Origin of the sequence: Nonomuraea sp. 10N515B, from assembly GCF_052245915.1 — a bacterium.
Taxonomy (GTDB): Bacteria; Actinomycetota; Actinomycetes; order Streptosporangiales; family Streptosporangiaceae; genus Nonomuraea.
Window position 1 is genome coordinate 327,421 of the sequence record NZ_JBQQBQ010000002.1, and the last position, 17,961, is coordinate 345,381.

19 protein-coding genes and 1 pseudogene are annotated in these 17,961 nt (G+C 69.9%); 12 read left to right on the forward strand and 8 right to left on the reverse strand.

Annotated elements, in window-relative coordinates; all coding sequences use genetic code 11:
- Nucleotides 1-201: 201 nt before the first annotated feature.
- Nucleotides 202-1,194: pseudogene (gene gap, locus ACTWQA_RS03920) on the reverse strand (type I glyceraldehyde-3-phosphate dehydrogenase); the annotation flags it as partial.
- Here gap and ACTWQA_RS03925 point away from each other — a divergent pair.
- From ACTWQA_RS03925 to ACTWQA_RS03950, 6 genes are all read left to right on the forward strand, one after another.
- Nucleotides 1,164-1,322, forward strand: a complete 159-nt coding sequence (locus ACTWQA_RS03925; protein WP_443157920.1) for a hypothetical protein — start codon at nucleotides 1,164-1,166, stop codon at nucleotides 1,320-1,322. The pseudogene gap and the gene ACTWQA_RS03925 overlap by 31 nt on opposite strands.
- Before the next feature lie 149 nt (nucleotides 1,323-1,471).
- Entirely contained in the window at nucleotides 1,472-2,989 is a 1,518-nt protein-coding gene (locus ACTWQA_RS03930) for a protein kinase domain-containing protein (protein ID WP_443158026.1), read from the forward strand.
- A 268-nt stretch (nucleotides 2,990-3,257) separates the two neighbouring features.
- The gene (locus ACTWQA_RS03935; protein ID WP_443157921.1) at nucleotides 3,258-3,908 is read left to right on the forward strand and encodes a hypothetical protein; all 651 of its coding nucleotides are present in this window, start codon (nucleotides 3,258-3,260) and stop codon (nucleotides 3,906-3,908) included.
- A gap of 20 nt (nucleotides 3,909-3,928) precedes the next feature.
- Nucleotides 3,929-4,204 (forward strand): hypothetical protein, encoded by a 276-nt coding sequence (locus ACTWQA_RS03940; RefSeq protein WP_327582596.1) that lies wholly within the window; start codon nucleotides 3,929-3,931, stop codon nucleotides 4,202-4,204.
- A gap of 47 nt (nucleotides 4,205-4,251) precedes the next feature.
- Complete coding sequence (locus ACTWQA_RS03945) at nucleotides 4,252-4,467, forward strand: hypothetical protein (RefSeq protein ID WP_443157922.1); 216 nt, start codon at nucleotides 4,252-4,254, stop codon at nucleotides 4,465-4,467.
- A 24-nt stretch (nucleotides 4,468-4,491) separates the two neighbouring features.
- Nucleotides 4,492-6,342 carry a S8 family serine peptidase gene (locus ACTWQA_RS03950; RefSeq protein WP_443157923.1) on the forward strand — a complete coding sequence of 617 codons (1,851 nt, stop codon included), beginning with the start codon at nucleotides 4,492-4,494 and terminating at the stop codon, nucleotides 6,340-6,342.
- A gap of 25 nt (nucleotides 6,343-6,367) precedes the next feature.
- Here the strand turns inward: ACTWQA_RS03950 and ACTWQA_RS03955 are convergent, their stop codons facing one another.
- The 6 genes from ACTWQA_RS03955 to phnD form a co-directional block, all read right to left on the reverse strand.
- Nucleotides 6,368-7,477, reverse strand: a complete 1,110-nt coding sequence (locus tag ACTWQA_RS03955; protein WP_443157924.1) for a carboxylate-amine ligase — start codon at nucleotides 7,475-7,477, stop codon at nucleotides 6,368-6,370.
- 173 nt (nucleotides 7,478-7,650) lie between these two features.
- Nucleotides 7,651-7,776 carry a hypothetical protein gene (locus tag ACTWQA_RS03960; RefSeq protein WP_443157925.1) on the reverse strand — a complete coding sequence of 42 codons (126 nt, stop codon included), beginning with the start codon at nucleotides 7,774-7,776 and terminating at the stop codon, nucleotides 7,651-7,653.
- Between the two features lie 17 nt (nucleotides 7,777-7,793).
- Nucleotides 7,794-8,642: a class I SAM-dependent methyltransferase gene (locus ACTWQA_RS03965; RefSeq protein ID WP_443157926.1), complete on the reverse strand. Its 849-nt coding sequence runs from the start codon at nucleotides 8,640-8,642 to the stop codon at nucleotides 7,794-7,796.
- Nucleotides 8,639-9,418 carry a phosphonate ABC transporter, permease protein PhnE gene (gene phnE / locus ACTWQA_RS03970; RefSeq protein ID WP_327582591.1) on the reverse strand — a complete coding sequence of 260 codons (780 nt, stop codon included), beginning with the start codon at nucleotides 9,416-9,418 and terminating at the stop codon, nucleotides 8,639-8,641. Before phnE ends, ACTWQA_RS03965 begins: the two co-directional genes overlap by 4 nt.
- The gene (locus ACTWQA_RS03975) at nucleotides 9,415-10,092 is read right to left on the reverse strand and encodes an ATP-binding cassette domain-containing protein (protein WP_443157927.1); all 678 of its coding nucleotides are present in this window, start codon (nucleotides 10,090-10,092) and stop codon (nucleotides 9,415-9,417) included. The genes phnE and ACTWQA_RS03975 overlap by 4 nt, the downstream gene beginning before the upstream one ends.
- 87 nt (nucleotides 10,093-10,179) lie before the next feature.
- Nucleotides 10,180-11,088, reverse strand: coding sequence for a phosphate/phosphite/phosphonate ABC transporter substrate-binding protein (phnD, locus tag ACTWQA_RS03980; RefSeq protein WP_443157928.1), 909 nt, complete (start codon nucleotides 11,086-11,088; stop codon nucleotides 10,180-10,182).
- 102 nt (nucleotides 11,089-11,190) lie between these two features.
- Here phnD and ACTWQA_RS03985 point away from each other — a divergent pair, with 102 nt between their 5' ends.
- The 4 genes from ACTWQA_RS03985 to ACTWQA_RS04000 all read left to right on the forward strand — a co-directional run bounded on the left by ACTWQA_RS03985 (nucleotide 11,191) and on the right by ACTWQA_RS04000 (nucleotide 14,115).
- A complete protein-coding gene (locus tag ACTWQA_RS03985; protein ID WP_443157929.1) occupies nucleotides 11,191-11,745 on the forward strand; it encodes a carboxymuconolactone decarboxylase family protein in 555 nt (184 codons plus the stop codon).
- Between the two features lie 15 nt (nucleotides 11,746-11,760).
- Nucleotides 11,761-12,588, forward strand: a complete 828-nt coding sequence (locus ACTWQA_RS03990) for a radical SAM protein (RefSeq protein WP_443157930.1) — start codon at nucleotides 11,761-11,763, stop codon at nucleotides 12,586-12,588.
- 90 nt (nucleotides 12,589-12,678) lie between these two features.
- On the forward strand, nucleotides 12,679-13,497 hold the full coding sequence (locus tag ACTWQA_RS03995) for an Rv1678 family membrane protein (RefSeq protein WP_443157931.1): 819 nt from the start codon (nucleotides 12,679-12,681) through the stop codon (nucleotides 13,495-13,497).
- Nucleotides 13,498-13,719: 222 nt separating this feature from the next.
- A complete protein-coding gene (locus tag ACTWQA_RS04000) occupies nucleotides 13,720-14,115 on the forward strand; it encodes a CBS domain-containing protein (protein WP_443157932.1) in 396 nt (131 codons plus the stop codon).
- Between the two features lie 45 nt (nucleotides 14,116-14,160).
- Here the strand turns inward: ACTWQA_RS04000 and ACTWQA_RS04005 are convergent, their stop codons facing one another.
- Nucleotides 14,161-15,357, reverse strand: a complete 1,197-nt coding sequence (locus tag ACTWQA_RS04005; RefSeq protein ID WP_443157933.1) for an SRPBCC family protein — start codon at nucleotides 15,355-15,357, stop codon at nucleotides 14,161-14,163.
- Nucleotides 15,358-15,472: 115 nt separating this feature from the next.
- Between ACTWQA_RS04005 and ACTWQA_RS04010 the strand changes: the two genes are divergently transcribed.
- Both ACTWQA_RS04010 and ACTWQA_RS04015 read left to right on the forward strand, forming a co-directional pair.
- On the forward strand, nucleotides 15,473-17,389 hold the full coding sequence (locus tag ACTWQA_RS04010; protein WP_443157934.1) for an aconitate hydratase: 1,917 nt from the start codon (nucleotides 15,473-15,475) through the stop codon (nucleotides 17,387-17,389).
- Between the two features lie 62 nt (nucleotides 17,390-17,451).
- Nucleotides 17,452-17,883, forward strand: coding sequence for a CBS domain-containing protein (locus ACTWQA_RS04015; protein WP_327582582.1), 432 nt, complete (start codon nucleotides 17,452-17,454; stop codon nucleotides 17,881-17,883).
- The last annotated feature ends 78 nt before the right edge of the window (nucleotides 17,884-17,961 follow it).

The following is a 17,961-nucleotide window of genomic DNA, read 5'->3' on the forward strand; positions in this document are numbered from 1 at the left end:
CTGGCGGAAGTCCCGCATGGAGAAGAGCACATGCGGGCCCCGCTGGAGACCGAGGAGCTGATCGCGCCGGTGCGGATGAACGTCGACGGTGCGACCGCGGTCGGCTACGCCGAGCTGGGCTTTCCCGCGCCGCTGGCCCGGGGGCTGTTCGTGCTCAGCCGCAGCGTCGGCATCCTCGCCCACGCTTCTGCCGCTGATCGTCTACAGAGTGCCGCCGACCATGACGGACAGGTCGATGAGGCGGTTGGAGTACCCCCACTCGTTGTCGTACCAGCCGACGACCTTGACCTGCGAGCCGAGCACCCGGGTCAGCTGGGCGTCGAAGATGCAGGAGGCGGGATCGGTGACGATGTCGCTGCTGACGATGGGTGCCTCGGTGTAGGACAGCAGGCCCTTGTACGGACCCACTGCGGCCTCGGCGTACGCGTCCTTGACCTCCTGCACGGTGGTCGGGCGGCGGGTGGTGACGGTCAGGTCGGTGACCGAGCCGGTCGGGACGGGGACCCGCAGGGCGAAGGCGTCGAGCCGGCCCTGGAGCTCGGGCAGGACCAGGCCGATGGCCTTGGCGGCGCCGCTGGAGGTGGGGACGATGTTGAGCGCCGCGGCGCGAGCGCGGCGCAGGTCCTTGTGCGGCGCGTCCTGGAGGTTCTGGTCCTGGGTGTAGGCGTGAACGGTGGTCATCATGCCGGAGTCGATGCCGACCGCGTCGTGCAGTACCTTCGCCAGCACTCCGAGGCAGTTGGTGGTGCACGAGGCGTTGGAGATGATCGTGTGGCGTTCCGGGTCGTAGGCGTCGTCATTCACGCCAAGCACGATCGTGACGTCCTCTCCGCTGGCTGGGGCGGCGATGATGACCTTCTTCGCGCCGCCGTCCACGTGCGCGTGCGCCTTGGCGGCGCTGGTGAAGATGCCGGTGGACTCGATGACCACATCCACCCCCAGATCCCCCCACGGCAGGTCGGCTGGGTCGCGCTCGGCCAGCACCGTGACCGTGGTGTCCCCGGCACGGATCGCGCCGGGCTCGGCGACGATCTCGCCGGGGAAACGGCCCAGGATCGAGTCGTAGGCCAGCAGGTGGGCCATGGTCGCCACGTCGCCGAGATCGTTGACCGCGACGATCTCCAGATCGGCGGCCCCGCCAGCCCGATCCCGTCGCCGACGGCTTGACGCAACTCGACGGCTACCTCGACCGCCTCGATCTGAAACAAGGCACGCTCGTCGTCTTCGACCGACGCCCCACCGCGCCGCCCCTCCTGCAACGCACCGCCATCGAGCAGGTCACCAGCCCAGCCGGGCATGCCGTCACTCTCGTCCGCGCATGACCTTCCGCGTCCCGGATCACTCGGCAGTCGACGCATGCCTGCAAACTGCGCGTATAGCCAGATTAGGGTCCTAAGTGGACGTATGGTTATTATCGCCGCGATGGAGGACGCCGCGCTGCGGCCTTGCTGGTGGAGAGCCTTTGCCCCGCATGATTGGTAGCCGCTACACGGCGGAGTCGGTGCTCGGGCGCGGGGCCTTCGGCACTGTCTGGCGTGGACGAGGGCCCGATGGCTCGGTGGCGATCAAGGTGGTGCACGCGAGCGCGGCGACGGATCCCGAGGTGGTCGCACGGTTTGTCAGAGAGCGATCCATACTCGTCGGCGTCGACCATCCCGGGCTGGTCCGCGTACACGATCTGATCGTTGACGGCGACACCCTCGCCCTGGTCATGGATCTGGTGGAGGGCCCGACGCTGCGTGAGCGGCTGCGGCAGGCCGGTCCGCTTGCCCCGGCGGAGGCCGCGGACATGGTGGCAGCCATCGCTGAGTCCTTGTCCGCCGCGCACGCGGCAGGCATCGTCCATCGCGACATCAAGCCTGAGAACGTGCTCCTTTCCCCCGCACCCCTGCTGGCCGACTTCGGTATCGCCCGGCTGCTGCAGGGCACGTCGATCACCAGGAGTGGAACTGTCCTGGGAACCCCGACCTACATGGCCCCGGAGACCATCGCAGGAGGTACGCCAACGGGGGCGGCGGATGTCTACGCTTTGGGGATCATTCTGTATGAGTTGGTCACCGGGGCTCCTCCGTTCGCGGGTGAGCATCCGCTCGCGGTGTTGCGGGCACACGCCGAGCAGGAACTCGCCCGTCCCGCTGCTTTCCCCGACGAACTTTGGCCGATCGTCACATGGTGCCTCGCCAAGGCCCCGCAGGACAGGCCGGATGCCGCCCGGCTCGCTTCCCTCCTCGGCACGTACGGCTCTTCACCTGCGTCTCCGATCGTCGCCGGTCCAGGTGCCGTCACCGCCGCTCAAAGTGCCGAGGACGGGCACGCTGAGGGGACGAGCGTGCTCACCGAGGTCGTGCCTGTCGAACCCGAGGATCCAACACCGCCCCGGAACGGAACGCGCCGTGTGGTCATCGGAGCCGGGGCCGTCATGCTCGCCCTCGTCGCGGCACTCGCGGTGGCTGCCACACGCCTGGGCTCGGCCGACCCGGGATCATCCGTCGGCGCGACAGCCGCGCCGTCGAGTCCGGCTCCGGCCACTCAAACGCCGTCAGCGCAGACCGGCTACCTTTCCGACTGGCCCTCCACCTCCATCGCCAACGGTCTTGGCCCCGTCGCACTGAATGCCGCGGTGGGCGGCGCCGAACTCGACGACGGCGGACCGATCACCCTTGGTGGTGTGGAACATGCCCACGGGCTCGGCGTGCACGCCAACAGTCACGTCCGCTACTACATCGGCGGAGTCTGCACATCCTTGACCGCGACGGTCGGCATTGACGCCGAGGTGGCCGGCGGCGGCGGCTCCGTGGTGTTCAAGGTGCTGGCCGACGGCGCGCTGGTCCACGAGAGCGGACTCCTCACGCACGCTGATCCGCCCCAGCAGATCGCGGTGGACCTTACGGGCGCCAGCACGCTCGATCTCGTTGTCGAAGATGGCGGGGACGGAACCGATTTCGACCACGCGGACTGGGCTGACCCGTCGATCACCTGTACGTGGTAGCAGGCGAGCTGAATCCTCGAAACGCCGTCCCCTGCACTAGCCGAGCGCGCAGATTGCGGGACAGGAATTGCTCAATACAGGCGATTTTTTAGCTCGTTTGGGTGTTTGCGGGAGGCCGGATTCGCCATGCGCTCTTCCACCGCCGATATTGGGCTTGGCGCGACTATTACGGCAGAGCCCATTTATTGATCGTCAGGCACGGTAAGTAACCGAAAGTCTGCAACAACTGTGCAGGCGGGCGGAGGCGCCCCTTCCAAAGGAGAGACCCATGACTTTCGCAACCCAACCGTTCCAGACCCAACAGTACGGCCAGCAAATTCCGCCGCACCTCCAACTGCAGCAGTACGGTCAGCAGATCCCGCCGCACCTTCAGCAGCAGCAGTACGGTCAGCAGATCCCGCCGCACCTTCAGCAGCAGTACGGCCAGCAGGGCATGACACCCATGGGTGTTCCCGGTGGTATGCAGGGTGCACAACTGCAGCCCTTCCAGGTGGCAGGCGAGCAGATCTTCCCACAGGAGCACCAGACAAGCCCTGTGACTTTTTGGGACAAAATTGCCCGCTGCGGTCTGCGGTTCGGGCCGGGCGTTGTCCGGCAGATCCTCACGACCATCGAGCAACAGCAGATGCAGCAGCCCATTGGCCAGCAGATGCCGCAGCTTCAGCAGTTCGGTCAGCAACTGCCGCAGCAGCAGTTCGGTCAGCAGTTGCCGCAACAGCCGTTCGGCCAGCAGGTGCCGCAGCAGTATGGTCAGCAACTGCCGCAGCAGCAGTACGGTCAGCAACTGCCTCAGCCGTTCGGCCAGCAGTTGCCCGTCGGTCTGCAGGGGCAGATGATCCCGCAGCAGATGCAGCCCATCGGCGTGCCGGGCCAGATGGTCTCCCAGCAGCAGCCGGCCTTCGCGGGCATCGGCCAGTAAGCGGGGATCGGATGGAGCCGATGGTGGGACAGGAGCGCTGGTCGAGCATGCCCTTCGGTGGCGTCGCCCTGGCGCCGCAAAACCCGCAGCAGCAGTGCGCGATGGCGCTGATGCAGCTGCACGGCTGGCTGCAGGCGACGCTGCCGCAGGCGCCTCAGCTCGCCGAGGCCATCCCGCCGATGGTGCAGGCCGTCCGCCTGTACCGAAACCTGCAGTTCGAGGCGTGCATGGCGCAGGTGCAGCACGTGGTCAACCTCGTCGGCGGGGCGGGTCAGCCGGGCCGGCCATCGCAGTGATCAAGCCATCGGAGGAGCCCGGATCGGCCAGTGGCCGGTCCGGGCGCATGCCGTACATGATCGGTGGCGAGCCGGCGGTGCTCGCCGACCTGGCGCGGGCGCTCGGCGGGGATGCCGAGGTGACGGTGCGGCGGATCGTCGGGCCGCCGGAACGACCCACCCTGATCGCGGTGGACATGCCTGTGGCGCGGGCCGAGGCCCTGCAGAAACAGCACGGATCCCGCCTCACGATCGAGCCTGATTTGCCTGTTGAGCTCTTTTAAGCACAGAAAGTGGCGACAGACGTCATGACCAACAGCACTGGTTCCAACAACAACAACGAGTCGCGGCCGCGGTCGTCGGGGCGGGGCAAGCCGGCGCAGCAGCAGGAAGTGCAGTCACGCACGCGGCAGTACATGGCGGCGGTCCTGCCGCGGCCGTACTTGGAGACGATGGGGGTGAACGCGCACCCCCTGGATGCCGCCGACCTGCGTGACATGCTGGAGCGCGACACCCAGGTCGAGGTGCTGCGGCATCTGGAGATGCGCCAGAGGGCCGGGGTGGGGCTGATGGGCGTGCCGGGCGTCTCCTTCCCGAGCGTGATGGTGGTGCGGATGAGCCGCGAGAAAGCCGAGTCGCTGAGCAGGCAGTTGCCTCAGGTGCATGTCGAGCGTGACCGGTTGCTCACCTACACGCACGTGTCGGCCATGCCCCGCAGGGAGACGCGTCACCAGGTCGTCGAGCCCTTGGGTATCGAATCCACCTTCACCTTCTTGGTCACCGATCCCGGCGGCAAGCCGGTGCCCGACGTCACCATCATGGTCAACGGCTATCTCTGGCCCGCGCAGACCATTACGGGGTCCGACGGGCGAGGCACGGTCACGATGACCGGTGAGACGCCGGAGTCGATCGCCAGTGTGCTGGTCAAACCCCGCAGCGGGTATTGGAGCCGTATCGTCGACCGGCCGGACCTCAGGCCGGACCGCGACAACCTGATCGTGCTCAAGAGGCTTTCCGACACCTTGCCCGGCTTCCCTGACCGGCAGCTGTTCGGCTGGGGGCAGCAGGCCATGCAGCTGCACCGGCTGCCTCCCACGTTCCGGGGGGCGGGGGTCAAGATCGCAGTGGTCGACTCGGGCGCCGCCGTGGCGCACCCGGACCTGGCCGGCGAGGTCGTCGAGGGATGCGACCTGTCCGCTCGCAAGGCAGGCGGCTGGAAGACCGACAAGGTGCACCATGGCTCGCATTGCGCCGGAGTCATCACCGGCGCCGACAATGGCCAGGGCATCGTGGGATTCGCTGTGGAGGCGGAGGTCCACGCCTGCAAGATCTTCCCGGGTGGCCGGCTGAGCGACCTCATCGAGGCGCTCGACTATTGTCTCGCCCAGGAGATCGACGTCGTCAACCTCAGCCTCGGCACCAAGGAGTCCTCCCCGCTGGTGGCGGCCAAGATCGAAGAGCTGCGGAGCGCGGGTGTCGCCTGCGTGGCCGCGGCCGGCAACGACGGCGGGCCGGTCAGCTTCCCCGGCAACCTGCCGATCGTGCTCACCGTCGCGGCGATCGGCAAGGCCGGCACGTTCCCGGCCGACAGCACGCACGCCGACCAGATGCGCCAGCCGCCCACCGGCGAGGGCTATTTCTCGGCCGAGTTCACCTGCTTCGGTCCGGAGATCGACGTCTGTGCTCCCGGTGTGGCGGTCGTGTCGGCGATACCGCCGGACGGTTATGCGGCGTGGGACGGCACCTCCATGGCCGCCCCCCATGTCACCGGCCTGGCCGCGCTCGTCCTGGCCCACCACGTCGATTTCACCAACGGGTTCAGGCACCGCGACGCCAGACGCGTGGACCGCCTCTTCCAGATCATCAAGTCCAGTTGCACGCCACTGAACTTCGGTGACCCGCTCCGCACGGGCATGGGGCTGCCCGACGCCGTCCGCGCGCTGGCGCCGTCGCTGCCCGGCGTCATTCCGCAACCGTCCGAGATCCAGGCGATGATGGACCAGCTCACCAGCGAGATGATCTTGGCTGGGCTCCTGCCACAGCAGACGACCGGACTTACGGCGTATCAGTCCGTGGCCGGCGTCTATGGCGTGCAGCCCAGCCAGGAGATGTACGGAGCCGGTCCCGTCACCTCTCCTCACCCGTACGGCTGGCGGTAGCCAGCACGTCTTCACAGATCCGGAGTCAGCGCAGGGTCGCGTCGGCGAGGAACTGGGCGAAGCGTTGCGGCGTGTCGGCGCTGGCCCACATCGCGCGCTGCCTGTCGGCACCTGTACCGCGCAGGGCGAGCCGGTGGAGCAGCCGGGCGATCGGCTGGGGCTCAGGCAGGCGGTTGAGTACGCCATCCAGCAGGAGGCGGTGCGGCACCGTGGATCCGGTGTACGGATCCACGGTATGCGCGAGCAGGCCGTGCCGGGCGGCGGCGCGTAGCTCGTCGGCGATCCGCCGGTTGCTGATGGCCTTGATCGGTACCTGGCGTCTCTCGTCGCTGATCGCCAGCGCGACCAACGCCTGTGCCAGTCCGGCGACCAGGATGGTGTCCTCGACCGTGAGGCAGGCGTCCATGATGCGCAACTCCACGGTCGGGTAGCGCGGTGACAGGCGGGCGTGGAAGTAGACGCCTCGCTCGTCCAGCGCATCCCCCCGGAGGATCAGCCGGCGTACGGCGGCGTCGTAGTCTGCTGCGGATCGCCACACACGGGGAGGCACCGCCGACGGCCATCGGGTCCACCGCAGGTAGCGGCTGCTGGCCCAGCCGGTGTCGCGACCGTCGGCGACGGGAGAGTTCGCGCTGAGGGCCAGCAGCGTGGCCAGGTACGGCCGGAGCCTCGCCAGGACCCGCACGCCCAGTTCCCGCGACGGGATGCCGACGTGCACATGGCAGCCGCAGGTGCCGGGGCCCGCGGCCAGGGCGCCATAGCGGGCGACCAAGCGCAGATAGCGGGGGTCGGCCGTGACCGGGCACAGGGTGGAGCCGCGCTGCGGCGCCATGCCGGTGGCGACGAGATGGCAGTCCAGCGCCGTCGCCGCGCCGGCGGCAATCCGTCGCGACCACGCGAGCTCCTCCGCCACCTGCCCCAGATCCGTGCACACACGGGTGACGGTCTCCAGCTGGTAGCGCAGGAACTCGTACTTGACCCGCGGCTCGCCGCCGAGCAATGACAGGATCCCGGGTGCCCGGTCGACCGGGCACCCGTCGGAGCGGTCCAGCAGGAGGAACTCCTCCTCGACGCCCAACGTCAGCGTCGGTCTTCCGGAACGCTCCGCAGTGGTGGACGTGCCGCCCGCTCTCATCGCAGCCTCCCGACGTACCGGCCACTTCGCGGCAGATGATCACTCACCTCGATGGCGCAGACTCCGGCTCGGCCTCCGCCGCGTTATGGGCTGACACCGGTCACTACCCTCACCTCGAAGGTCTTGTCCAAGAACACCACGGGAACCACTCAGCTGATCGAGATCCGGGCCCGTCAGGTGATCAAGGGCTGATGGATCAGGGCGTACGTGCCGTCGGTGCCGGCCAGTCGCGCCAAGCGAGCACGAGTGGCTCGATTGACGAGCGGGGCGGAGGCGGTGGTGCTGGGCAGCCTGGTCATCGATCCTGACCGGCGACCTATGCCTCACCCGGCCACCAGAGGGTGACCAGTTCGCGGCCGGATGAGCCGAGGTCGGACAGGCACTCCTCGGTGAGACCGGCGTTCGTCAGCGCTGCGGCGACGTCGTCGCGGCGCTCCGGTGGCAGGCAGAGGCGGCGGCGGGTGACGTCCACGAGGGTCGCGAAGCTGCCGTATTCGGCCATCGCCGGGCGGGTCCACTGCTGGGCCTTCACCTGCAGGCCGAGCGCTTGGAGGATCTCGATCACCTGCTCGGCCGTCGGGCCCTCGGGCCGGTCCAGGCCGTGGAACTGCTTCCAGTACGGGTTCAGATCGGCCAGCGGGTGCCGTACGGTGATCTCCGCGACCACCAGGCGGCGAGCGTGCCCGGTCAGCGCCGCGATGAACGGCGCCAGATCCGCCACGTTGTAGATCACATGGTGGCAGAGCACCACGTCGGCCTCCGGCACTGTGGCGGCGGCCTCGGGCCAGGTGCCGCAGACGACCACGGGGGCCAGGCCCAGCGGCGCGGCGCGGCGCACCAGGTCGTCGAGGAGCGGCTGGTGCGAGTCCACCGCGGTGAGAGCGGTGGTACGGGAGGCCAGGGGGAGACTGGCCGCGCCGGCCCCGGCGCCGACGTCGAGCACCGAGCCGCCGGGCCCGAGGGCCTCCATCGCCCGCTCGTACGACGGTCCGCAGGGCGCGGCCAGATAGTGGTCGGCGCGGCGGGCGAAGACCTCGTCCGGCAGGACCCAGGGCGACTCGGTGACGCCGGACAGGATCGACTCGGGAATGCGCCATGCCGCCAGGTCCTCGGCCCAGGCACGGAGCAATGCGGTTGCGCGCACGATTCCTTCCCCCTTTCTCATGTGACCGCTCCTAGCCTGCGCCTGAGCGTACGGGAGGCCAAATCGACCAGCAGAATCACCGCGAGAACGGCGATGACCAGGGTCGACAGCTCGTCGTAGCGGAAGAGCTTGAGCGAGACCGCCAGCTCCTGACCGATACCCCCGGCGCCGACGAAGCCGAGCACGGTCGAGGTGCGCAGGTTGCACTCCCCCTGGTAGAGCAGCAGCGAGGCCAGGCCGGGCGCCGCCTGTGGCACCACGGCGAGCGTGGTCGTGGCCATCCGGCCGGAGCCGGTGAGGCGAAGCGCCTCGACGGGCGCGGGGTTCACCGCCTCGAGTTGCTCCGCGCAGAGCTTGGCCAGCAGCCCCGCCCCGTGGACGGCGAGAGCCAGCGATCCCGCGGCCGCTCCGGGCCCGAGCATCGCCACGAACAGCAGCGCCCACAGCAGGTCGGGGACTCCGCGCAACGCCGCCGCGGTCGTCCTGGCCGCCGCCCGCAGGGCCGGCGCCGCCTCGACGTTGCCCGCGATCAGCACGGCGAGCGGCAATCCCAGCAGGGCGGCGAAGAACAGGCCGGTCAGCGAGATCTGCACGGTCTCCACGAGCGCGCCGGCCACATCCGCCAGGAACGCGCCGGACAGGTCGGGGGACAGGAAGCCCTCGAGGAGCAGGAGGGCTCCTCCGGCTCCGTCGGCGAGCGCGCCGATGCTCAGCCCGGTGCCGTGCACGGCCCAGCCGAGCACGAGGGCGAGCATCAGGGCATGCCCCCAGCGCGGCCACCCCGGACGCCGGCTCATCGGGGACGCCCCCCATCGCCGTAGACGCCCGCAGCCGTCGTCTCGTCGAGGGATGGCCCGTCGTGAACGAGCCTGCCGTCGCGCATGGCCAGGATGCGCGGGAAGCGCCGGGCCACGGCCAGGTCGTGGGTGGCGACGATGACCGTCATCGATCCGGCCGGCGAGCAGAGGGCGTCGACCACGGCCGCCGCGGTGACCGGATCCAGCCCGCTGGTGGGCTCGTCGGCCAGTAAAAGCCGGGGCCGGGGGAGCAGGGCGCGGATGACGGCCACCCGCTGGCGCTGCCCGCCGGACAGCTCCCGGACGCGGGCGGGCAGCGAGTCCGTGATCCCATGCCGGTCGGCGAGGGCCGCGAGCCGTTCCTCCTGCGCCGCCGGCACCCGGCCGCCGAGCACCCTCACCCAGTCGCGCAGGGTCCAGGACGGGCTGGTGCCCATGGTGGCGTTCAGCCGCGCCGACAGCCCGGGCACCAGATCTCCGCCCTGCCGGACGAACCCGCTGGCTCGCCGGATCGCCCGCCGCTCGGCGGCGCCGCCGTACGGGTCCGACCCGCCCACCCGGACCGTGCCCGTGATGGGAACCGCGCCGAGCAGGGCCCGCAGGAGCGTCGACTTGCCCGCGCCCGAGGGCCCGAGCAGCGCCACCTGGTCACCTTCCGCGATCCGCAAGGTCACCCGGTCGACCGCGCGGAGCCTCCGGTCGGGAAAATCCACGCTCAGCTGTCGCGTCTGGACGTCGATGTCCGCCTCCGTTCCCTAGGCTCACTGCTTGACCGTGAGCAGCCCGAGGTCGGCCGCGGCGCGACGGACCTCGTCATAGTCGGCGGCGGTGACCGTCACATAGCGTTTGGCCCGCATCAGGTCGAGCAGCGCCGGATCCTCGATCGAGGTGAAGGCCTCGGTCAGGACGGCATGCGCGCGCTCTCCGAGCGCCGCGCGCATCACCCACGGATAGCCCTGTACCCGGCGCTCGGCGATCACGCGCAGCTGCCCCGCCGGGATCTTGCCCTCTTTCTCCAGACGCCGCAAGATGCGCAGCTCGATCCCGCCCGCGTCGGCCTGCCCGCTCAGCACCGCCTGCGCGGTGGCGTCGTGCCCGCCCGTGAACGTGACCTTCCGCAGCGGCGGGCACTCGTCCACGCGCCGCGGCGAGCACGTCGCACCCGCCTCGGTCAGCATGATCCGCGGGTAGAGGCTGCCCGAGGTGGAACTGACGTCGCCGAAGGCGAACGACCGGCCGGCCGCGACGATGTCCTTCCGCAGATCCTGGTACGGCGCATCGGCGCGGACCACGACCGCGGAGACGTACTGCGGCGTGTCGGTGGCGTGGTCGACCTCGGTGACCAGGGGAGTGAGCTGGACCTGCTGCTCGGCTTGGACGTAGCTGAGCCCGCCGAGATAGGCGAGGTCGATCCGGCCCGCGGCGAGCGCCGCGACGACCCCGGCGTAGTCGGAGGCCACAAACAGGTCCACCGGCACGCCGAGCCGGCGTTCCAGGAACGTCGCGAACGGCTCGTACTTCGCGCGCTGTTGTTCGGGGGAGATGTTGGGGATCAACCCGACACGCAGCGTGTCAGGGATCCCCTGCTCGTTCGCGGAGGTCTCGCCCGCACCTCCACACCCGGTGATGAACGAGGTGGCCAGGAGCAGCGCGAGCAGGAAGTGGCGCATAACGGTACGGAACCACGGACGAACCGGTCGGTGTCTTACGAAGCTGTGACGTCATGCGGGGCGTCGCTGACGGTGGAGATCATTCGGCATACCGTGAGCCGCATGAGTGCCGTGCGATTGCTGACGGCCGATCAGGCGCCGCTGCTGGCCCGCCCCTTCTACGGGAACGGCGATCCGGGGCCTATCGTGACCGCCCTGGCTCATGTGCCCGAGCTGCTGGAGGTGGCGCTGCCGTTCATCGGGGCCGCCCTCGGCCCGTCCGCCCTGTCGTGGCGGACCAAGGAGCTGGTGATCGTGCGGGTCTCGGCGCTTGCCGGATGCCGCTACTGCGTGCAGACCCACACCGCGGTCGCGCTGGATGCGGGCCTGTCCCGCGAGGAGATCCTCGCGCTGCGCATGTCCGGCGACTATCGGGAGGTGTTCGCCGATGCCGCCGAGCAGGCGGTGATCGCCTGGTCGGACGCCGTCGCGGGAGGGCACGGCCCGGTGCCCGACCAGGCGCGGGCCCGGCTCCGCGAGCATGTCGCCGATCACGAGATGGTGGAGCTGACCGTGGTCGCGGGGACCACCCTGATGCTCAACCGCGTGGCCACGGCGCTCGACCTGCCCACCGCGCCCGACACGCTGTCCAGGCTGAAGCTGGAGGACCTGCTGTGAAGATGAGGGGATCCGATGAGCACAGTCGCTGAGGCGGTGGCCGAAGGACGGCTTCCCGGCCGGGTCTGGATGTATGCCGACTACCACTGCAACCTCGCCTGCACTTACTGCCTGACCGAATCCGCGCCGCAGGTCGCGCGCCGCGAGCTCGGCCACCAGCGCATGGTCGAAATCGCCGCGGAGGCGGCACAGCTGGGTTTCACCGACCTCGGCGTCACCGGCGGCGAGCCGTTTCTGGTGATGGGATTGCCCAAGACTCTGGCGGACATGGCCGAGCACCTGCCCGTGCTGGTGCTCACCAACGGCACGCTCTTCACGCCCAAGCGGCTCGATCGGCTCGAGCCGATCCTGGGGCGCCCGGTGGCGATGCAGATCTCGCTGGACCGCCCCGACCCCGACGCCAACGACGAGATGCGCGGCCCGGAGAACTTCGGCAAGGTCGTCGAGGCGATCCCACGACTGGTGGAGCGCGGCGTCAAGGTGCGCATCGCCACCACCGTCGAGTCGATCGAGGACGCCGAACTCGACCGCCTGTGCTCCCTCCACCGCGACCTCGGCGTGCCCGACGAGGACCACATCATCCGGCCGATCGTCCGGCGAGGCCGCGCCGCCGACCACGATCTCGGCGTGACGGCCCGGCAGCAGGACCTGCCCGCCGAGCTCACCATCACCACGGACGGGGCGTTCTGGAGCCCGTTCGGCCCCACCGTGTCCGCCGGCGTGGTCGACACCGATCTGCTCATCACGCGCACCACCCGTCCGCTCGGGGTGCCCGCCCGTGCTCTGCTCCGCCTCGTCGAGAACCGGCCGGCCGGCGAGGACGTGGCGCTGAACATCCGTTGAGCGTGAGCCGTACAGTGTCCGGTCGGGCACTATCTGACAACCCCGCCCCGAGGTTGGGTAGGGGACAAGCTCTCTTCGAGGAGTATGCCGATGTCCGACGTCGCCACCCTCTCGCGCGGTGCTCCCGCCACCCTGGCGGTGGTGCGTGTGGCCACCGCGCTGTTGTGGATACAGAACTCGGGCTGGAAGACGCCCGCCGACGGGTTCGGCCAGACGTCGCCGCCACGCGGCCTGTTCCTGTTCACGGGGTACGCCGTGCAGTACCCGGTGCTTCCGCCGTACTCGTGGGTGGTCGAGCACCTGGTGCTGCCCAACTTCACGTTCTTCGGCTGGCTGGTGCTGCTGGTCGAAGCGGGGCTGGGGGCCTTCCTGCTGGTGGGGCTCGCCACGAGGTGGTGGGCGCTGATCGGCATCGGGCAGACCTTGGCGATCACGCTGTCGGTGCTGAACACGCCGAACGAGTGGCACTGGGCGTACTTCTTGATGATCATGGTGCATCTCGCGCTCTTGGCGACGGCGGCGGGACGCTACTACGGGGCGGACGGACTGCGGGACCCGGAGCGCCGCGTCGGCTGGGCGCCGGATCGGTACGCGCTCGCGCTCGGCATCGCCTCGGTGGTCAGCGCCGTGTTCGTGATCACCCGCGGCGACTGGCGCTTCGTCGAGATGACCCCTGTGACCGCGGCCGTCGGCGTGGTGCTCGGCCTGGTGGCCTGCCTGGCCGCGCGCCTGGGCCGCCCGCCGCTGGTGCTCGCCGCGGGCGCGCTGTTCCTGGTGGCGGCCGTGGTGGTGCTGGTCGAGCTCGGCTTGAAGCTTTCGCTGACCGGCGCCACCGCTTCGGTCTTCAGCCTGTGGCTCGGCCTCGGTGCGGGGCTGGTGGCGGCGGGGCGTGCCGGAAATACCGCGTGACGGCCGGATCCCGCGCGACCCTTGCCTTCCAGAGGGTTGAGATACCTGCTTGAGGCGGCAAAATCGCCGGCGGATGTGACTTTCGTGCCGGTGTGCGGGCACGTGTCGAGGCGAGGGGCCTGGTGCGGTCGCGCCGACCCGCTGAGGCCGCTGTGCCGGCCTCTCATCCGCGAGTGTTTCTGCTGCTGAGGACCTGATATGACACGCCGCGTTCGGGATGTGATGACGAAGGATCTCGTGATGGTGAGCGTCGATTCCACGCTGGTGGCCGCGGCGCGGGAGATGCGCGCCTACGACATCGGAGACGTCTTCGTCATGGAGGACGGACGGCTGGTCGGGGTGTTGACCGATCGGGACATCGTGGTACGGGCGGTTGCGCAAGGCCTGTCACCCGACCTCGTTTCGGCCGGTGACATCTGCAGCCGGACGCTGGTGACCGTCTCTGCCGACGATGGCGAGTGGTACGCCGTGGAGTTGATGCGCCTGCACGCGATCCGCCGGCTGCCGGTGCTCGACAACGACCGGCCGGTCGGGGTGTTGTCGCTGGGCGACCTGGCCCTGGATCTGGAACGCGACTCCGCCCTGGCCGCCATCAGCGCCGCACACCCCAATACCTGAGATCCGAGACGCGCCGCCCCGGTGACCGTCCACGGGGAGACGCGCCTACCTCGACGGCTGGCCGATCGCGTGTCGGCGCCGGCCCTCGACGTACGACTTGAGCCGCATCAGGTCCTCCTTGAGCTTGGTAGCCGGGTCCGCGCCCAGCAGTCGCGCGACCGCATGGCCGGCCGCGCCCACCACCGGGTTGTAGGACAGCCGCACCTGCACCCGCGTCCTGCCGTCCTCTTCGGGCGTCAGCCGCACCATCCCGGCGTGGGCGATCAGCTGGCCGTCGGCGGACTTCCACGCGATGTGCCGGCCCTCCTCGCGACTGGTCTCGATGGCGTCGAGCCTGATGAGCCGGCCGGCGGGGCCGGTGATCTCCCAGTGCGAGCGCAGGCCGTCGGCCGAGCGCCGGACCTCGCGGACATCGGGCATGACCGTGGCGAAGATGGAGTAGTCGCTGACCAGCGGCCAGATTTCCTCCGGGCTCGCCGCGATCGAGATGGCGCGGTTGACGTCGATGGCGCGCCGGCCGGCGTTGATGCCCGTAAGCCTGCGGAGCGGGAGGTTGGTGGCGGCGCGGGCGGCGAGCACGGCGCCTGCGCCGCGCAGGGGCCAGGCGATCGCCGGGCGGAATCGGCGGGCGAGGACCCACAGGGCGGCGGCGGCCGTACCGGTGACGAACCTGGCCGAGGGCGCCCAGTGCTGATGGAGCAACTCGGGAGCGGGCGGCCGGGCCCGGCCCAGGCCCTGGAGCTGGGGCACGTTCGACGGGTCCCGGTGCACCTTCCACCTCGCATCGACGGCCTTCACCCCGGGGATGCGACGGATCGCGCGCTCCGCCGGTCGCTCCTCGCGGCTGAGCACGTCGCCCTCAAGCCGCGCGACGCGGTTCTCCACGCTCACATGAACGGCGTGCGGATGGGTCAGATAGCGGCCGAGCTCCGCTCGCACGCGTTCGTGCAGGATCCGGTCGTCCGCGGAACGGCCCGTCAGCCTGAAGCGGGCCGCCCCGGCGATCCCGCGTGAGCGGTTCCGCAGATCGCGGCCCACGCGGCCCAGACCGTGCGAGAGTGCGTGAACGGCGTGCGAGGCCTGATCGCGAACCTTGGCCCGGCGGCTGCGCCCACGGTCAGGGTCGAGCAGATACTCGATGGTGGCGCCGGCGGCGGCGCCGGTGCCGATCATGCCCGCGGTCCTGGTCCACGGGCGCCCCGCCGCGGTGGCCACGCCCGAATCGAGATCATGAGTGGCCATGACGTCCCCCTTCCTCGCCTCCTGATCGCGGCTACCCCAGCCCGTGGACCGCTAACGATCTGGTCGCCGGCCGTCGGCCGACTCCTCCCGCCCCATCGGGGTAGAGGAGTCCCTCGTGAGCTTGAACGTGACGGAGAAGTTGATCGCCGCACATCTGGCGAGTGGTGAGCTGCGGCCGGGTGAGGAGATCGGGCTGCGGATCGACCAGGCGCTGATCCAGGACGCCACCGGCACGATGGTGATGCTCGAACTGGAGGCTCTCGCCCTGGACCGGGTACGCACCGAGGTGGCCGTCCAGTACGTCGATCACAACCTGCTGCAGACCGACGAGCGCAACATGGCCGACCACGTGTTCCTCCGCTCGGCCTGCCGCCGGTTCGGCATCTGGCACTCGCGCCCGGGCAACGGCGTGTCCCACCCCACCCACATGCAGCATTTCGGCGTGCCGGGCAAGACGCTCGCCGGGTCCGACTCGCACACCTGCGCGGCCGGCTCGCTCGGCATGCTGGCCATCGGCGTCGGCGGCCTGGAGGTGGCCATGGCCATGGCCGGCGAGCCGCTGTTCGTCACGATGCCCGAGATCTGGGGCATACGGCTCACCGGCGCGCTGCCGCCGTGGGTGAGCGCCAAGGACGTGATCCTGGAAATGTTGCGCCGCCACGGCGTACGGGGCGGCGTGCACCGGATCATCGAATACCACGGGCCCGCGCTCGGCACGCTGACCGCGATGGACCGGCACGTGATCGCCAACATGGGCGCCGAGCTGGGCGCCACCACCACGGTCTTCCCCTCCGACGAACGGGTCCTGGAGTTCCTGCGCTCGCAAGGCAGGGCCGGCGACTTCACCGAAATCCTGGCCGACCCCGGCGCCGCTTACGACCTGCACGACGAGATCGACCTGTCCACGCTCGAGCCGCTGATCGCCCGCCCAGGCTCGCCGGGAAACGTCATCCCGGTACGGCACGCCGCGGGCGAGCCGGTCCACCAGGTCGTCGTGGGATCCTCGGCCAACCCCGGCCTCCGCGACTTCGCGGTGGTGGCCGACATCCTGCGCGGCAGGCAGGTGCACCCCCAGGTATCCCTGGACGTGAACCCGACCTCCCGGCAGATCCTCACCGATCTCACCAAAATGGGCGCCATCACCGCGCTCCTCGAGGCCGGTGCCCGCATTCACCAGACCGGCTGCCTGGGCTGCATCGGCATGGGCCAGGCGCCCGCCGTGGGCCGCAACAGCCTGCGCACCTTCCCCCGCAACTTCCCCGGTCGCTCGGGCACCCACGACGACTCGGTCTGGCTCTGCTCACCCGAGACCGCCGCCGCCGCGGCGCTGACCGGCGCCATCACCGACCCACGCGACCTCGGCCTCGACCCTCCACGGGTACACCTGCCGCGGACGGTCAGCGCCGGCATGGCCCTCCTCGAACCGCCGCTGCCGGCCGACCAGGCACGCGAGGTGGAGCTCAGCAAGGCCCCGAGCATCGGCTCGCTGCCCGAGCTCGACCCGCTGCCCGACTCCCTCACCCTGCCGGTCGTGCTCACGGCAGGCGACGACCTGTCCACCGACGAGATCATGCCGGCCGGCGCCCGGGCGCTGCCCTACCGCAGCAACATCGCGGCGCTGGCCGACTTCGCCTTCACCCAGATCGACCCGGACTATCCGCGGCGGGCCCGCGACGCGGGCCCGCACGCCATCGTCGCCGGCCGCAACTACGGCCAGGGCTCCTCACGCGAGCACGCCGCCATCGTGCCCCGCTACCTGGGACTCCGCGTCGTCATCGCCAAGTCCTTCGCCCGCATCCACTGGCAGAACCTGGCCAACTTCGGCGTGCTGCCGCTGGAATTCGCCGACGAATCCGACTACGACGCCATCGGCGGCGAACTCCATTTCGAAGGCCTGCGCCAGGCGGTCGAAACCGGCACCGAACTGACCGTGAACGGCGTGGTTCTCCGGCACCGCCTCTCCCACCGCCAGCGCGCCATGGTCCTGGCCGGCGGCTGGATCCCATTGCTGAGACTGCATGCATCGAGGTAGTGCGCGACCTGCTGGGTAGGGGGACGGCGACCACACGATCCATCCACTACTGGGAGGCCGCAATGGGTCAGGGAATCGGCAAGACCGTCCGGGACGTGATGCACGAGGGAGCGCAGTGCATCGGCGCGCATGAGTCCCTGCGCAGGGCGTCGCAGATGATGCGCGACCTGGGGGTCGGCGCGCTGCCGATCTGCGGGGACGACGACCGGCTGAAGGGCATCATCACCGACAGGGACATCGTGATCAAATGCTGTGCCGAGGGCAAGGACCTCGACCGGACCGTGGCGATCGAGCTCGCCAGGGGCCTGGTGTGGGTGGAGGCCCGCAGCAGCGTGGAGGAGGCGCTGGAGAAGCTGGAGCAGCACCAGATCAAGCGCCTGCCGGTGATCGACGAGCACCGCATCGTGGGCATGGTCAGCGAAGCGGACCTGGCCAAGGAACTGCCCGACAACAAGCTCGCCGAGTTCGTCCACCGGGTGTACGCCCCCGCGTGAGATGGCAACTGTCCGGGGACGGCGTCCCTCCCAAGTCACCGCCCCCGGCTGGTCCCCTCGGAGGCCACACCATCATCA